The organism is Cupriavidus sp. GW823-FHT06D04, assembly GCF_058795055.1.
Genome location: NZ_JBXAHL010000001.1, coordinates 258,492 through 272,618 on the forward strand (window position 1 = coordinate 258,492; position 14,127 = coordinate 272,618).

Here is a 14,127-nt window from a genome sequence, read left to right on the forward strand (position 1 = left end):
TACAACGTGCCGCCGGTGCTGGTCGCCGCTAGCCTTCCCCGCGCGCCCTACCCCCGATGCGTGAATCGGATTCCCTATTTTTCAGACGAGTTTCGCCATGTTCGAACGCAGCCGTTTTACGATCGACCAGATCGACCCCGAGGTCTTTGCCGCCATCCAGCAGGAAAACCAGCGCCAGGAAGACCACATCGAGCTGATCGCCTCCGAGAACTACACCTCGCCGGCCGTGATGGCCGCCCAGGGTTCGCAGCTGACCAACAAGTACGCCGAGGGCTATCCCGGCAAGCGCTACTACGGCGGTTGCGAGTACGTCGACGTGGTCGAGCAGCTGGCCATTGACCGCGTCAAGCAGCTGTTCGGCGCCGAAGCCGCCAACGTGCAGCCCAACTCGGGCTCGCAGGCCAACCAGGGTGTGTACTTCGCCGTGCTCAAGCCGGGCGACACCATCATGGGCATGAGCCTGGCCGAAGGCGGCCACCTGACCCACGGCATGGCCCTGAACATGAGCGGCAAGTGGTTCAACGTGGTCAGCTACGGCCTGAACGCCCAGGAAGACATCGACTACGATGCGCTGGAAAAGCTGGCGCAAGAGAAGAAGCCCAAGCTGATCATCGCCGGCGCCTCGGCCTTCGCGCTGCGCATCGACTTCGAGCGCATCAGCAAGGTGGCCAAGTCGATCGGCGCCTACTTCATGGTCGACATGGCCCACTACGCCGGCCTGATCGCCGCGGGCGTCTACCCGAACCCGGTGCCGCACGCCGACTTCGTCACCACCACCACGCACAAGAGCCTGCGCGGCCCGCGCGGCGGCGTGATCCTGATGAAGGCCGAGCACGAGAAGGCCATCAACTCGGCGATCTTCCCCGGCATCCAGGGCGGCCCGCTGATGCACGTGATCGCCGGCAAGGCGGTCGCGTTCAAGGAAGCGCTGACGCCTGAGTTCAAGGCCTACCAGCAGCAAGTGGTGAAGAACGCCGCCGTGCTGGCCGAGACCCTGATCGCGCGCGGCCTGCGCATTGTCTCGGGCCGTACCGAAAGCCACGTGATGCTGGTCGACCTGCGCGCCAAGAACATCACCGGCAAGGAAGCCGAGCGCATCCTGGGCGAGGCGCATATCACCGTCAACAAGAACGCCATCCCCAACGATCCGGAAAAGCCGTTCGTGACCTCGGGCATCCGCCTGGGCTCGCCGGCCATGACCACGCGCGGCTTCAAGGAAGAAGAAGCCCGCATCGTCGGCAACCTGATCGCCGATGTGCTGGACAACCCGCACGACGCCGCCAACATCGCCAGCGTGCGCGAGCAGGCGGCAGCCCTGACCAAGCGTTTCCCGGTCTACGGCTGATGCATCGAGGCCGCCCATGCGGGTTCGCATGAGCGGCCGGCAGCTCCGCAAGCCGGCGCCCCGGGGCACCGGCTTGCGGGCCTCGCCAACCCGCCCCGCCACCGCAGAACGACAACACGGACAAGGCGACGGGGTTCAACTGAAGGTGGTCCGGCATGAAATGCCCCTTTTGCGGTCATTCCAATACCCAGGTACTCGACACGCGCATGTCGGAAGACGGCGATGCCGTGCGCCGGCGCCGCCGCTGCGAAGCCTGCGACCGCCGCTTCACCACCTATGAGCGGATCGAGCTGTTCTTCCCCGCCATCGTCAAGAAAAACGGCTCGCGCGTGGACTACACCCGCGCCAAGCTGAAGGATTCCATGCGCCTGGCGCTGCGCAAGCGCCCGGTCTCCGCCGAAGCCATCGACGAAGCCATCACCCGCATCGAAGAAAAACTGCTGGCCCTGGGCGAAAAGGAAATCCCCAGCAGCCAGGTCGGCGAGCTGGTGATGCGCGAATTGCGCAAGCTCGACAAGATTGCGTATATCCGCTTTGCTTCGGTGTACCGGAGCTTTGAGGACGTGTCGGAATTCCGCGACGTGCTGGATGAATTTGCGGCGTCCACCCCCCGGAAGGGGTAGTAAAAGTAACAAAATCGTTGTTTAATCCCCGTTGCATTTCCGCAAGGCCCGCTGTCGCATATTAAAAGGGCCCGGATTGCAGACCAAAAAAAGAAGTTAACGAAGTCGGACGTCTTTTGACGGGGGTCAGAATGGGTCAACGCTGCCGCGGGGCAGCCGGCTTTGCCATGCTCGAAGCATTGGTGGCAATTGTCGTTCTGGCGGTTGGCGTGCTCGGCGTCGCCAGCCTGCTGCTGAATTCATCCCGCTTCACGCAACAAGCTTCCTACGACACCACTGCCATGCAGCTGGCCACCGAGATGGCCGAGCGCATGCGTGCCAATCCTGCCGTCTCGCAAACCGGCGCGGCGGCGGAAGCCATCACCCCGAACCGCTACTTCATCGACACCGCCACCGGGCAGCCACCCGCGCTCACGGCAGCAAACAGCCCGTACGCGATCGCCTGCTCGGGCACGGCGGCCGGGTGCGCGCAGCAACTGGCGGATTTCGATGTCGCCGAGTTCTGGGAGCGTGTCAGCACAGGCCTGCCTGGCGGACGCGCCGTGATTTGCCGGGACATGGTTGCGTACGACCAGACCACCGGCTTCTCATGGGGATGCACGCCATCGGCCACTGGCCGCCCGGACGACGCACCGATTGTCATCAAGATCGGCTGGATCTCGCGGCTTGCCGCCAAAACCGTCGCGGCACGGGTCGACATGTCCGACATGGGCACGCGCCCCCAGGTGGTCATCGTGGCCACGCAGGGTACGGTGAACTGACATGCGGAACGCCAGGACGTATCTCAACCCCGGCCGGCATCGTCAGCTGGGGCTGTCGCTGGTGGAGCTGATGGTAGCGATGACGCTGAGCCTGCTCCTGATCATGGCTGCCGCGGCGCTCTACCTGACCGGGCGAGCCAACTACAACAGCATCGACGACACCACGGCGCTGGATGAGAAAGGCCGCTTTGCGGTGGATACCGTGGTGCGGATCGTGCGCCAGGCCGCCTGGAGCAATTATGCGGGCAACAGCGCCGCGGCCTCGCCCGGCGCCAGCGGGCCACCCGCGCCCAGCCCTGGAGGCGTCATGCTCACGACCACGAGCCTGTCGCCGACCATCAGCGGCCTCGACAACTGCAGCGCCCCCACGCAAGACCTCGGCAATCCGGCGCAGAACCTCGCGTGTCCTGCCCAGGCGGGCGCCGTGAACAAGAGCGATGTGCTGCAGGTCCGCTTCTTCGGTTCGGGCACGCAGCAGGACCGCACCGTTCCGGACAACAGCATGATCGACTGCTCCGGCAACGGCGTCGCCGAGCCGCAGGCCTGGGAAGACGCAGACCTCGCGCGCGGCATGGCGGTCTTCTATGTCAGCAACGATGCCAGCGGCATGCCTCAGCTGATGTGTGGCTATCGTCCACGGGACACCGCCAACAAGGAAATCCTCACGGCCGGCACGGCGTACCAGGCTGTTTCGCTGATCTCAGGCGTCGAAGTCTTCCAGGTGCTCTACGGCGTGGATACGAATTTCGACCAGACCCCGGACCGCTTCCTGTCAGCCACCGAGGTGCTGGCCCTGCCCACCACCTGGCAGAACGTCGTCGCCATCAAGATTGCCATGGTGCTGATGGGCGATACCGCCAGCGCATCGCCCCAGGATCCGCCAACCTTCCGCCTGTTTGGGCGCCTGTTCCCGGGCTCGCCGGGCAACGACATGTCCTTCACACCAGCCACGCAACTGCAGCGGATGCGACGACTGTACACCGTCACAGTACAGCTCCGGAACATGGCAACCTGCACCACGTGCTCGCCGACATGAACGCCCGCACCGCGCAACCCAACCCGCGTGGCATCGCGCTGATCACCGCCCTGGTGATGCTGCTGATCATCAGCGTCATCGCCATCGCCGGCGCCCGGCTGGCCATTGGCAGCAAGCGCATGGCATCGAACCAGCGCGACCGGGACCTGGCTCAGCAAGCGGCCGAGGCAGCCTTGCTGGATGCAGAAATCGACATCCAGGGTGTCGCCGCGCCAACCAGCCGGTCGGCCATCTTCTCCGGCACCACGATGAATGTCCTGCCGTTCGTGGCGGGCTGCAATACGGGCGTGACAGGCGCCTCACCCTTCCAGGGACTGTGCGACCCGGTGCTCGACGGTACGCCGAACTGGCTCACCGTTGACTTCAGCCAGACTGGCGCCAACGCACGCACCACCGCCTATGGCACCTTCACCGGCCGCAGGTTCCCGACCGCGACCGGCGGGCTGCTGCCTGCCGCGCTGCCGCGCTACATCATCGAGCCGATCAACGACATGTCGCCAGGCGCGAGCGAGGGCGCATACATCTTCCGCGTCACGGCCGTCGGCTTTGGCGCAAACCCGGCGACCCGGGTCATGTTGCAGTCGTACTACCGAAAGGGGGAATGAATGGCAACGCCCATGACTGTCGCGGAGCACGGCAAATGAGCCGCATCCGGAAATTCCTGTTCGCGGCCATGGCTGCGCTTCTCAGCCTGCCCGCCGGCGCGTTGCTTGCCGCGACAGAACAGAGCAGCCTCGCGACCGTCAAGATCGCGCAGGCACCGCTGTACGGCCGCAATCAGAATATCCACCCCAACCTGCTGCTGACGCTCTCGGTAGAATTCCCCACGGTTGGGGCAGCCTATCGCTCCGGCACGTATTCACCGGCCACCGAATACATCGGCTACTTCAATCCGCTCAAGTGCTACAACTACAGCGGGGGCGACAGCAACGGCTATTTTGTCATTGCTGGCGATGCCAACACGGCCGATCACACATGCGCGGGCCAGTTCAGCGGCAACTTCATGAACTGGGCCACGGCCTCGGCCATCGATATGCTGCGATACGCGCTGACCGGGGGCGACCGCGTGGTTGACACCGCCACGCAGACCATCCTGCAACGTGCCGTGCTGCAGGACAGTTTTTTCAACAGCAGCTCCTACTTCCCCCGCAAGACTTACGACAAGGCGTCCTCGGTCACGCCTTTCACCAGCCGGACCCTTTACATCACTTCATGCGGCAACAAGGTGTTCTTCGGGGACAGCACCGAATCCGGCGCCAGCTGCGCGAGCCCCGGCAAGTACAAGAACCAGGGCACCTACCTGGTACGGGTGCAAGTCTGCGATGCAAGCGAAGCCAAGTCCCGCACCGATCTCTGCAAGCTGTATCGCACCGGGTACAAGCCGGCTGGTGAAATGCAGCGCAACGCCGACAAGGTCCGCTTTGGCGCGTTTGGCTATCTGAACGACAGTGCCAATACCCGTTATGGCGGTGTCTTGCGCGCGCCCCTGAAGTATGTGGGGCCAAACACTGTCGACAGCAATTTCAATCAAGCCAGCAACCTGCGCCGGGAATGGGATGACGACGGCGTATTCATCCAGAACCCCGAGAGCGCGTCAGAGAACATCAGCGGTGTCATCAATTACCTGAATCAGTTCGGGCGTTCCGGCGCCTACAAGTCATTGGATCCCGTCGGCGAACTCTACTACGAGAGCATCCGCTACCTGCAAGGCCGACAACCAACGCCCGAAGCCATCGACAACGCCAGCGCGTACAAGGATGGATTTCCGGTCTACACGCAATGGACAGACCCCATCCTTGCCAGTTGCCAGAAGAACTACGTCCTTGCCATTGCCGATATCAACACGCACTGGGACCGATACATCCCTGGCAACGGCAGGACGACCTACCTCTCCGGTGGCAAGCCGGTCTCTGCCAACGACCCGGCAAGGCCGGCAGACGCGATGTCGAAATTCAGCAAGTACAGCTTCGATGTCATGACCTGGACGCAGGCGGTGGCCGATCTTGAGAGTTCGGGAACATCCGGCAACAGCCGCCCCGACGCCTCGCTCGCCAACCTGGCTGGCGCCGACACCGGCTCCAGCGGCCACGGCACCTACTATATGGCCGGCGTCGCGTATTGGGCCCATACCTATGGCTTCCGCCCGGATATGCCGGAATTGCGCGTCACCACGTTCAGCATCGACGTCAATGAGAACGGGAACGGCAGCGTGGGCGATGAACAGCGCCGCAGCCAGATGTACCTGGCGGCAAAGTACGGCGGCTTTGACGACCAGAACGGTGATGGCAATCCGTTCCGCACCAAGGGGGCCAGCGGCACCACCGTCACCAGCAATGCCGAATGGGAATCGTCGGGCGGATCGAATGTCCCCGCCAACTGGTTCTTGGCCGGGCAGCCGGCCGCCATGATTGCTTCCATCAAGAAGGTCTTCGCGCAAATCGTCAATGCGGCCGGCACATTGTCTGGCGTGGCACTGACCTCTTCCCAGGTCGCGAGCGACACCCTCCTGTTCACCCCCGGATTCGACCAGCGCTGGAACGGGCGCCTGTCGGCACTGGCGGTGACCAATGATCCCAACACCGGCGTTCAGATCTCCAACACCGAAACCTGGGAGGCCGGCAAGGTGCTGACTGCGCGCACCGCTGCCCGCAATCTGCTGACCTGGGTCCCGTCGGGCACGGCCGACAATGCAGGAACCGGCGCGGGTGCGGGCGCCACCTTCGAATGGAAATCTCTCAACGCCGCGCAGAAGGCCGCACTGAAGATCGTGCCGACAGAGACTGACACCGTAGCCCAGAGCCGGCTCAGCTACCTGCGTGGCGAGCGCAGCCAGGAACAAGCCACCGGCAGCACGGGGACCATGCGCTTGCGCGACTCACTGCTGGGCGACATCGTCAATTCGGGCCCCGTCTATATGGCGGCCCCGTCCGGGACCATCGCGGAAAGCGACTACACCACGTTCTACAAGGCCCACAGCCGGCGTACTGCCGCCGTATTTATCGGCGCCAACGATGGCATGCTCCACGCCTTCCATGCGGCCAATGGCTCTGAACTGTTTGCCTACGTGCCAAACGCAGTGTTCGCCAACCTGGCCCAGCTGACCTCGCCGAGCTATATCCATCGGCCGTACGTGGACGCCACGCCTGCCGTGGCGGAAGCCAGGGTGGGCAACGCCTGGCAGACCGTGCTGGTCTCTGGCATGGGTGGCGGCGCGCAAGGCCTCTTTGCGCTGAATGTCAGCGATCCTGCCAGCGTCGGAACCGGCAATGTATTGTGGGAGTTCACGGATAAGGATGATGCCGACATGGGCAACGTCATGTCGCCGCCCCAGATCGTCAAGCTGTTTGCCGGCAAGGACTCCGACAACAAGCCTGTGTACAAGTGGTTTGCCATGACGGGCAACGGCCTGAATGCCAACGATGCGGATGGCACGAGCAATCCGGCTGCGCCTTCGGTGCTGTTCATCGTGGCACTGGACAAGCCGGCCGGGACGCCGTGGCAACTGGGCGTCAATTACTGGAAGATCTCGATGGCAGCGGACGCCACCGCCAGCATTGCCAACGGGCTGAGCTCGCCGGCGCTGGTGCGGCTGACCGACGGGCAGACCGTCGCCGCCTACGCCGGCGACCTCCAGGGCCGCCTCTGGAAGTTCATCCTGAATGGCGGCCCATCCACCTGGAACGCTGCCGGGGCACTACCCTACTACGGCGGCGGCAACTACGGCCGGCCGCTGTTCCAGGCCCGCGATACCAGCGGAAAACCGCAGCCGATCACGGTCCAGCCCAAATGGGTCTACGCGCCCGGAGGCTATATGGTGGTGTTCGGCACCGGGAAGTACCTGGAGCCTGCCGACACCATCACCACCGGCACGCTGACCCGGAACGCCATGTACGGCATCTACGATGCCGGAGGCTCCCAGTCGATTGCAGACCGCAGCATGCTGAACCCGGTCACCTTGACCCGCAACAGCAAGGGCGCTTACGAATATTCGTCACGCAGCTATAGCCTCGGCTCAAAGACGGGACAGAAGGCGGGGTGGTACTTTGATTTCCCGGGCAACGGAGAACGCCAGGTCACCGCGCTCGTGCCGGCTTACGGAAAGATCTGGTTCAATTCGCTGATGACCGGTGATGACCTTTGCGGTGCCTCCAGCAACAGCGGCCGCTACCAGATCAATGCGCTGACCGGCATGCCCGCCACGGGGACATCGACCGGCGATCCCTCCACCTTCGGCATCCTGGGTGCGCCGGTGCTGATCCAGACCAGGACCACGGTGGATCCGCAACGCAATGCTGTCGGCCAGATCACTACGCTGAAGTTCATCGACGTGTTTTCGTTCGGCGCATCGGGTGGCGGCCGCAGCGCAGGCGCGTCGTTGTCCAGCAGGCCGCTTGTGTCCGGCAAGACGGCCACCGACGGGGGGCATCCCACCACCGGGCGCCTTGGCTGGCGCGAGATTCGCAATTTCGGAGCCGCAAAATGAAACGCTGCCACCGTCACTGGCGTCACCACGCCAGCGGCTTCACGCTGATGGAGATGCTGATTGCCATCGCCATCCTTGGCATCCTCGCCGGCATTGCGTATCCCAACTACGCTGAACATGTTGCCCGCGGGCGCCGCACCGAAGCCAAGGCCGCACTGATGACGGCCATGCAGGCACTGGAGCGTCGTTACGCACAGGCCAACTCCTACGTCGACCCCGCCGACAGCACGCGCGCCTGGCGCGGCTTCCCGCAAACCTCGGAAAGCGGCAACTACACGATCGCATCCGGCGCGTGCACGGGCCTGGCATTCAACGAATGCGTGCAGGTCAGCGCCACGCCCGTCATCGCCGACAACCGGTGCGGCACGCTGCTGCTACGCAGCACCGGCGAGCGTGGCGTGCTGATCAACAATGTCACCGCCTTCGCGAACCTGCCCCAGGGATGCTGGTGATGCGCGATCAATCCCCCCAACCTCAGACCGGGTTCACGCTGATCGAACTGCTGGTCACACTGGTCGTGCTGGCCATCCTCGCCGGCATGGCGGCACCCGCCTACACTTCGTTCATTCAGCGCAACACGCTTGCCACTGAAGCGGACGCGCTGGCTTCGTCGCTTTCCCTGGCACGGGCCAGTGCGCTATCGCGCAATAGCTGGGTCACCGTGGCGCCCGTCAGCAATGACTGGCACAACGGCTGGACTGTCTGCCTGAACCCCAATCGAAACGCGGACTGCACTGGCCAAACCGCGCTGGTTCAGCATGTCCCCTCCGCCCAGGGATTGACTGTAGCGTTCTCCAGCACGCCGCAGTCGGCGGTCCTCTCCTATTCGCCCGTAGGCTATACACGCACGCTGGCGGATGCGATGCAGTCTGCCCAGGTGCTGATGGGACTGGGCACCGGCAACCAGAAACTCATCGATATCAGCCAGTTGGGCAGGGTCCGCGTATGCGCGCCCGTGACGACACAAACCTCGGTGTGTCAGTAAGCGAGGCTGCTTGGTAGCTGTTCCCAGGAAGACCGAAACAACATTCTGCAAATCCTTCACGCTTAGGCACGTATTCGCCTGCTCGCGACAGCTAGTCTGACGGTCCCTGCCAGTCTCGGTGACCGCCCATAAGGCGCCGACCCCAACACCCGGCGCCGGCGCCGCCGTCGCAGGCGCTGCCATCGCGATTCCCGCGTGGCACGGCCACCTGATGCGGGGATGGCCGGCGCAGGCGCGTACCGCGCTGACCGAGGGAATGCTGCAACTGGAGCGCCACGCCGTCGGCGCCATGACGTTTTTTGCCGCCGAGCCCGGTGCCGAAGTGGCCGCCGGGGAATGGCCACTTCCCGTACCCGCCGCCGGCATCGTGCGTCATATCGTGACAGCCGCGGCATGCCCGCAGGCCGCCCTGGATACTTGTGTTGAATTACATGCCGTCCCGCAGCGGCCCGACCCGGAGTGCGGCGTGCTGATCCTGCGCAGCACCGGACAGTGGCTGGCGCTGCCCGAAGGTGAAGCCGTGCCGCGGCCGCTTCCGTCCATTGCTGAAGGCGCGATGGCCCGCCACGCACTCCGCCTCCGCCATGGCCTGACCCTGCCCGAGCTGCTCGCCGGCCTGGCCATCCTGGCACTGCTGGCGGCGGCATCCTATCCGGTGTTCAGCGGCCTGCTCGCCCGGCAACAGGTCACACCTGCGGCCGACCGGCTGGCGGCCTCGCTGGCGCTGGCGCGGGCCACCGCACTGGCGCGCCGCCTCGAGGTGACGCTGCAGCCGCTGCCGGGCGAGGCGACGCTGGGCCCCGGCTGGCAACTGGTCACGGCAGACGGCGACCCGGAGCGACGCGCGGTGCTGTCCGTGGTCGAACCGGGCATGCCCTGCCTGTGGGTGACGGCGCCAGACCGCCCGCGGCACGAATGTGCTGAAATTCCTGCCTGTGGGATACTCTCGATCTGAGCAGGGCGGTTTCCAGGCCGCCACTTTCACGCTCGGCTGCCGTGGCGAGCAGCGGCAAGTCAGGCTGGGCGCGCAGGGACGTATCCGACTCTGCACACCCGGCCGCGACGCTGACTGCGATGCGACGGAGTCCTCCGGACCACCATAACCCGGCAGCCCTGTATTCCAGATCGCTGCGCCAAGGCAAACGCAACCGCCGAATGTTTTCCGATACCGACCACGCCGCCATGCAACAGGCCCTTGCGCTCGCCGCGCGGGGCATGTTCAACACCACGCCCAACCCGCGCGTCGGCTGCGTGCTCGTCAAGGATGGCCAGGTCATCGGCCAGGGGTTCACCCAGCCGGCCGGGCAGGATCATGCCGAGATCCAGGCGATGAAGGACGCGCTGGCGCGCGGGCTGGACCCGGCCGGCGCCACCGCCTATGTCACGCTGGAGCCGTGCAGCCATTTCGGGCGCACGCCGCCGTGCGCCGATGCGCTGGTGCGCGCGGGCGTGGCGCGCGTGGTGGCGGCCATGGAAGACCCCAACCCTTCGGTGTCCGGGCGCGGCCTGCAGCGGTTGCGCGAGGCCGGCGTCGACGTGCGCTGCGGCCTGCTGGAAAAGGAAGCGCGCGACCTGAATATCGGCTTTGTCTCACGCATGACGCGCGGGCTGCCGTGGGTGCGCGTCAAGGTGGCGGCATCGATGGACGGCGGCACCGCGCTGCATGACGGCACCAGCCAGTGGATCACCGGCCAGGCCGCGCGCGACGACGGCCATGCCTGGCGCGCACGTGCGTGCGCGATCCTGACCGGCATCGGCACCGTGCGCGACGACAACCCCGCGCTGACGGTGCGGGCCATCGCCACGCTGCGCCAGCCGCAGCGGGTGCTGGTCGATTCGCGGCTGGAGGTCCCGCTGGACGCGCGGATCCTAACGCCGGACACTAGCGAGTTCGCCAAGCCGGTGCTGGTGTTCTGCGCGGTGGAGGACCGGCAGCGCCAGCGCGCACTGGAAAGCCGTGGCGCCGAAGTCGTGGTCCTGCCCAACCCGCACGGCAAGGTCGAGTTGCGCCGCATGTTGGAAGAACTCGGCCGGCGCGGCATCAACGAGCTGCACGTGGAGGCCGGCTTCAAGCTCAACGGTTCGCTGGTGCGCGAGCACTGCGCCGACGAGCTGCTGATCTACCTCGCGCCCAAGCTCCTGGGCGATGCCCAGGGCATGTTCAACCTGCCGCCGCTGGCGCGGCTGCAGGACGCCGCGCAGTTCCGCTGGCATGAGGTCCGGCAGATCGGCGACGACCTGCGGCTGATCGCCCGGCGCAACGACGCGTAGTGCGACACACACCGGCACCGCGTATCCAGATTCCAAATACCCTAAGCAGAAGACACCACCATGTTTACAGGCATTGTCGCGGCAGTCGGCCGCATTGAATCCATTACCCCGCTGGGCGCCGCCGATGCCGGCGTGCGCTTGCGCATCGCCGCGGGCGGGCTGGACCTGTCGGACGTCATCATCGGCGACAGCATCGCCATCCAGGGCGCCTGCATGACCGTGATCGCCATGGCGCCCGACAGTTTCGACGTCGAAGTCTCGCGCGAGTCGCTGGACAAGACCGTGGGGCTGGAGAGCACCGGCCGTGTCAACCTGGAAAAGGCCTTGCGCCTGGCCGACCGCCTGGGCGGCCACCTGGTGTCCGGGCACGTCGACGGCCTGGGCGAAGTCGTGCACTTCGCGCCGGTGGGCGAATCGCATGAACTGCGCATCCGCGCCCCGCGCGAGCTGGCACGCTACCTGGCATACAAGGGCTCGGTCGTGGTCAACGGCGTGTCGCTGACCGTCAACCGCGTCAATGACGAAGCCGACGGCTGCGTGTTCTCCATCAACCTGATCCCGCACACCGTGGAAGTCACCACGCTGCAGGAACTCAAGCCGGGCGCGCGCGTCAACCTGGAGATCGACCTGATCGCCCGCTATGTGGAGCGGATGCTTTCGACCGCGCAGGCCCCCGCGTAATACCGCGGGCTACCTGTCCTCGTCGGGCACGTTATAGGTCTCGCGCAGCTTGTCGGTGAAGGGACGCAGCGCTTCCACGCAGGCGCTGCTGTTGCCGCCTTCCATCGTGGACAGGCTCCAGTTGCAGCCGCCGGCGTCCGGCGCGTGCCAGACCACATCGCCAAAGCAGGCGCCCTCGCAAGCGGCAAACTTCGACTGCTCGGCGCGTACCAGGGCACGCAGTTCGGCCTTGTTCTTGATCTGCCTCGACATCTTTGTCTCCTTTGTTGTGCAAAGTCCGCGGGCGCGATCGGGCTGGCGCCCTGATTTGAGGTCCGAACCGCCGCCTGCCAGCGCGGCGGCATTCAGGGCGGGGCGTGCCCTTTTGTCCCGAGCATACGCTGACAACCCCCTTCTGTGGCAATTTGCTTGCGCCGCCGGCCCCCGTGGAAGGTGCGCCGCACGGGGCCCGGCAGCTTTGTTGTAAGTCATCTGGTTCCTGCAACGCCAGAGGCCTATTAGGCAGCGCTTGCAGTCCATGTATGCCCACAGGCGCTCGCCACTCGTTCCCGGGCCTCCCCCCTCGACAACGTCTAGCACCGGTGACTGCTGAAGTCACTCACGGGGACCACCTGGACCTTCATGCCCCCTGCCCGCCGCGCCGCGCGCTCGTCCGCGAGCTGGCGCTCCTGCCGTTGCTTTCGATTGCCGGCCGGATTGCTGCCCGGCACCCATGAAGGAAACCACCGTGCCCGATCCCACCGCCAGAATCCTGTATCAGCGACTTCCGGCCACGCGCCTGCTGCGTGACCGGCACCCCACTGCGCCGATGCGCGCGCGCCTGGGCTTTGTGCGCCTGGCCGCGACCCACCTGCACCGTGCCGCCACGCTGCTGATCGACTGGGACCAGGCCGTGGGCGACGGATGGCCGCGGCTGCAGCCACCGTCCTCACCCCTGGCGAAGACATTCCGGCGCCCCGGCGCCCGGCGTTTCGCAGGCTTTCCGTGGTCCAGCGGCAAATGGACCTGACATCAAGCGAGGCATCACCATGCTCACCCTACTGTATTTCCGGCTGAACGACATTGCCGCGGCAAGGCGCGCGCACGCGCAGCTTGGCGAGCTGGCCGCGACTCTCGCACGCATCGACGGCCCTTGGTTCTTCCTGCGCGACGACCAGCCGGCCGAAGGCCTGCCCTCGCCCCACGCGGCGCAGATCACCTATCGCAATGAAGTCGCGGCGGCCGGCCTGGTCGCCGGCGCACTGCTGGTGGCCTGGATCGTGTTCCGCTACGGCACGCCGGCCAACGCGGCCGCGGGCTTCATGGCCTACCTCGGCGGCATGGCGCTTGGCGCCGTGATCGGCCGGTGGCTGGGCAGCGTGATCGGTGCCGGGGTCATGCGCGCCGGCCTGAGGCGGCAGAAGCGGCAAATGACGGCAGGCCAGCTGATGATGATCTGCGCGTGCGACCCGCACGCAAAGGGGCGGCTCTGCGAGATCGCCCAGGATGCCGGCGCCGCCGCCATCGACACACAGCATAGCCGGCTGCACCTGCGCGGCTGGCTGACGGACCGCCACTGGCCCGCATGGCTTTCAGGCCATGGCCAGCGTGCTGTCCCACAAAGGAAACAAGCATGAGCGAAAGTTTTTTCTATCAGCATTGCCACGTCGTCGTGACACTGGCCGAGGTCACCTTCGGCAAGTGGGAATGGGCCTATGCGCTGGACGCGCATGCCAGGTTCACCAAGCCCAACGCCGGCTTCCTCACGCGCGAGCTCGCGCTGGCTGACGCGACCCGCGCGGCCAGGGCGCGCATCGCCAGGACCTCGCGGCTGCGCACCGCAGGCCACGAGGCCACACCGCTGGCCGTCGCCGCATAGGCCCCGGCCGAGCTTGGCGCCGGCGCCCTGCCGGCAACGGGGCGGCTCATGCAGCACCGCACTCCTCACCCGCTTCAGGCAGGC

General features: G+C 65.7%; 14 protein-coding genes and 1 pseudogene. 14 read left to right on the forward strand and 1 reads right to left on the reverse strand.

The features are described 5' to 3' along the window. The first annotated feature begins 97 nt into the window (after positions 1 to 97). The 11 genes and pseudogenes from glyA to AC1Q7H_RS01280 all read left to right on the forward strand — a co-directional run bounded on the left by glyA (position 98) and on the right by AC1Q7H_RS01280 (position 12,185). Positions 98 to 1,345, forward strand: a complete 1,248-nt coding sequence (gene glyA, locus AC1Q7H_RS01230; protein ID WP_013957630.1) for a serine hydroxymethyltransferase — start codon at positions 98 to 100, stop codon at positions 1,343 to 1,345. Between the two features lie 155 nt (positions 1,346 to 1,500). Continuing rightward, positions 1,501 to 1,968 carry a transcriptional regulator NrdR gene (nrdR, locus tag AC1Q7H_RS01235; RefSeq protein WP_010813743.1) on the forward strand — a complete coding sequence of 156 codons (468 nt, stop codon included), beginning with the start codon at positions 1,501 to 1,503 and terminating at the stop codon, positions 1,966 to 1,968. A gap of 131 nt (positions 1,969 to 2,099) precedes the next feature. Beyond that, on the forward strand, positions 2,100 to 2,729 hold the full coding sequence (pilV, locus tag AC1Q7H_RS01240; protein WP_013957631.1) for a type IV pilus modification protein PilV: 630 nt from the start codon (positions 2,100 to 2,102) through the stop codon (positions 2,727 to 2,729). Between the two features lies 1 nt (position 2,730). Further along, positions 2,731 to 3,765 carry a PilW family protein gene (locus AC1Q7H_RS01245; protein ID WP_492380842.1) on the forward strand — a complete coding sequence of 345 codons (1,035 nt, stop codon included), beginning with the start codon at positions 2,731 to 2,733 and terminating at the stop codon, positions 3,763 to 3,765. Further along, entirely contained in the window at positions 3,762 to 4,370 is a 609-nt protein-coding gene (locus AC1Q7H_RS01250) for a pilus assembly PilX family protein (protein ID WP_153953701.1), read from the forward strand. The genes AC1Q7H_RS01245 and AC1Q7H_RS01250 overlap by 4 nt, the downstream gene beginning before the upstream one ends. A 35-nt stretch (positions 4,371 to 4,405) precedes the next feature. Then, positions 4,406 to 8,248 (forward strand): pilus assembly protein, encoded by a 3,843-nt coding sequence (locus tag AC1Q7H_RS01255; RefSeq protein WP_492380843.1) that lies wholly within the window; start codon positions 4,406 to 4,408, stop codon positions 8,246 to 8,248. Further along, the gene (locus AC1Q7H_RS01260) at positions 8,245 to 8,700 is read left to right on the forward strand and encodes a type IV pilin protein (protein WP_153953703.1); all 456 of its coding nucleotides are present in this window, start codon (positions 8,245 to 8,247) and stop codon (positions 8,698 to 8,700) included. Before AC1Q7H_RS01255 ends, AC1Q7H_RS01260 begins: the two co-directional genes overlap by 4 nt. Further along, a complete protein-coding gene (locus tag AC1Q7H_RS01265; RefSeq protein WP_492379633.1) occupies positions 8,700 to 9,233 on the forward strand; it encodes a GspH/FimT family pseudopilin in 534 nt (177 codons plus the stop codon). The genes AC1Q7H_RS01260 and AC1Q7H_RS01265 overlap by 1 nt, the downstream gene beginning before the upstream one ends. A gap of 556 nt (positions 9,234 to 9,789) precedes the next feature. Then, positions 9,790 to 10,336, forward strand: a pseudogene (locus AC1Q7H_RS01270) (GspH/FimT family pseudopilin). Positions 10,337 to 10,388: 52 nt separating this feature from the next. After that, positions 10,389 to 11,504, forward strand: a complete 1,116-nt coding sequence (gene ribD, locus AC1Q7H_RS01275; protein WP_492380844.1) for a bifunctional diaminohydroxyphosphoribosylaminopyrimidine deaminase/5-amino-6-(5-phosphoribosylamino)uracil reductase RibD — start codon at positions 10,389 to 10,391, stop codon at positions 11,502 to 11,504. Between the two features lie 60 nt (positions 11,505 to 11,564). After that, entirely contained in the window at positions 11,565 to 12,185 is a 621-nt protein-coding gene (locus AC1Q7H_RS01280; protein ID WP_035821100.1) for a riboflavin synthase, read from the forward strand. Positions 12,186 to 12,194: 9 nt separating this feature from the next. Here AC1Q7H_RS01280 and AC1Q7H_RS01285 read toward each other — a convergent pair whose 3' ends face one another. Then, a complete protein-coding gene (locus AC1Q7H_RS01285; RefSeq protein ID WP_153953707.1) occupies positions 12,195 to 12,437 on the reverse strand; it encodes a hypothetical protein in 243 nt (80 codons plus the stop codon). A gap of 460 nt (positions 12,438 to 12,897) precedes the next feature. On the opposite strand from AC1Q7H_RS01285, the gene AC1Q7H_RS01290 reads away from it, so the two are divergent. From AC1Q7H_RS01290 to AC1Q7H_RS01300, 3 genes are read left to right on the forward strand one after another with little or no spacing between them, the layout of a single operon-like run. Further along, positions 12,898 to 13,194 (forward strand): hypothetical protein, encoded by a 297-nt coding sequence (locus AC1Q7H_RS01290; protein WP_035821104.1) that lies wholly within the window; start codon positions 12,898 to 12,900, stop codon positions 13,192 to 13,194. A gap of 19 nt (positions 13,195 to 13,213) precedes the next feature. Continuing rightward, a complete protein-coding gene (locus AC1Q7H_RS01295; RefSeq protein WP_153953708.1) occupies positions 13,214 to 13,801 on the forward strand; it encodes a hypothetical protein in 588 nt (195 codons plus the stop codon). Continuing rightward, positions 13,798 to 14,043: a hypothetical protein gene (locus tag AC1Q7H_RS01300; protein WP_492380845.1), complete on the forward strand. Its 246-nt coding sequence runs from the start codon at positions 13,798 to 13,800 to the stop codon at positions 14,041 to 14,043. The genes AC1Q7H_RS01295 and AC1Q7H_RS01300 overlap by 4 nt, the downstream gene beginning before the upstream one ends. Positions 14,044 to 14,127 lie beyond the last annotated feature (84 nt).

What these genes read in the sequence shown, in the direction of transcription:
- glyA (WP_013957630.1), top strand. Translation starts at nt 98, where the DNA reads ATGTTCGAACGCAGCCGTTTTACGATCGACCAGATCGACCCCGAGGTC.
- nrdR (WP_010813743.1), top strand. Translation starts at nt 1,501, where the DNA reads ATGAAATGCCCCTTTTGCGGTCATTCCAATACCCAGGTACTCGACACG.
- pilV (WP_013957631.1), top strand. Translation starts at nt 2,100, where the DNA reads ATGGGTCAACGCTGCCGCGGGGCAGCCGGCTTTGCCATGCTCGAAGCA.
- AC1Q7H_RS01245 (WP_492380842.1), top strand. Translation starts at nt 2,731, where the DNA reads ATGCGGAACGCCAGGACGTATCTCAACCCCGGCCGGCATCGTCAGCTG.
- AC1Q7H_RS01250 (WP_153953701.1), top strand. Translation starts at nt 3,762, where the DNA reads ATGAACGCCCGCACCGCGCAACCCAACCCGCGTGGCATCGCGCTGATC.
- AC1Q7H_RS01255 (WP_492380843.1), top strand. Translation starts at nt 4,406, where the DNA reads ATGAGCCGCATCCGGAAATTCCTGTTCGCGGCCATGGCTGCGCTTCTC.
- AC1Q7H_RS01260 (WP_153953703.1), top strand. Translation starts at nt 8,245, where the DNA reads ATGAAACGCTGCCACCGTCACTGGCGTCACCACGCCAGCGGCTTCACG.
- AC1Q7H_RS01265 (WP_492379633.1), top strand. Translation starts at nt 8,700, where the DNA reads ATGCGCGATCAATCCCCCCAACCTCAGACCGGGTTCACGCTGATCGAA.
- ribD (WP_492380844.1), top strand. Translation starts at nt 10,389, where the DNA reads ATGTTTTCCGATACCGACCACGCCGCCATGCAACAGGCCCTTGCGCTC.
- AC1Q7H_RS01280 (WP_035821100.1), top strand. Translation starts at nt 11,565, where the DNA reads ATGTTTACAGGCATTGTCGCGGCAGTCGGCCGCATTGAATCCATTACC.
- AC1Q7H_RS01285 (WP_153953707.1), bottom strand. Translation starts at nt 12,437, where the DNA reads ATGTCGAGGCAGATCAAGAACAAGGCCGAACTGCGTGCCCTGGTACGC.
- AC1Q7H_RS01290 (WP_035821104.1), top strand. Translation starts at nt 12,898, where the DNA reads ATGAAGGAAACCACCGTGCCCGATCCCACCGCCAGAATCCTGTATCAG.
- AC1Q7H_RS01295 (WP_153953708.1), top strand. Translation starts at nt 13,214, where the DNA reads ATGCTCACCCTACTGTATTTCCGGCTGAACGACATTGCCGCGGCAAGG.
- AC1Q7H_RS01300 (WP_492380845.1), top strand. Translation starts at nt 13,798, where the DNA reads ATGAGCGAAAGTTTTTTCTATCAGCATTGCCACGTCGTCGTGACACTG.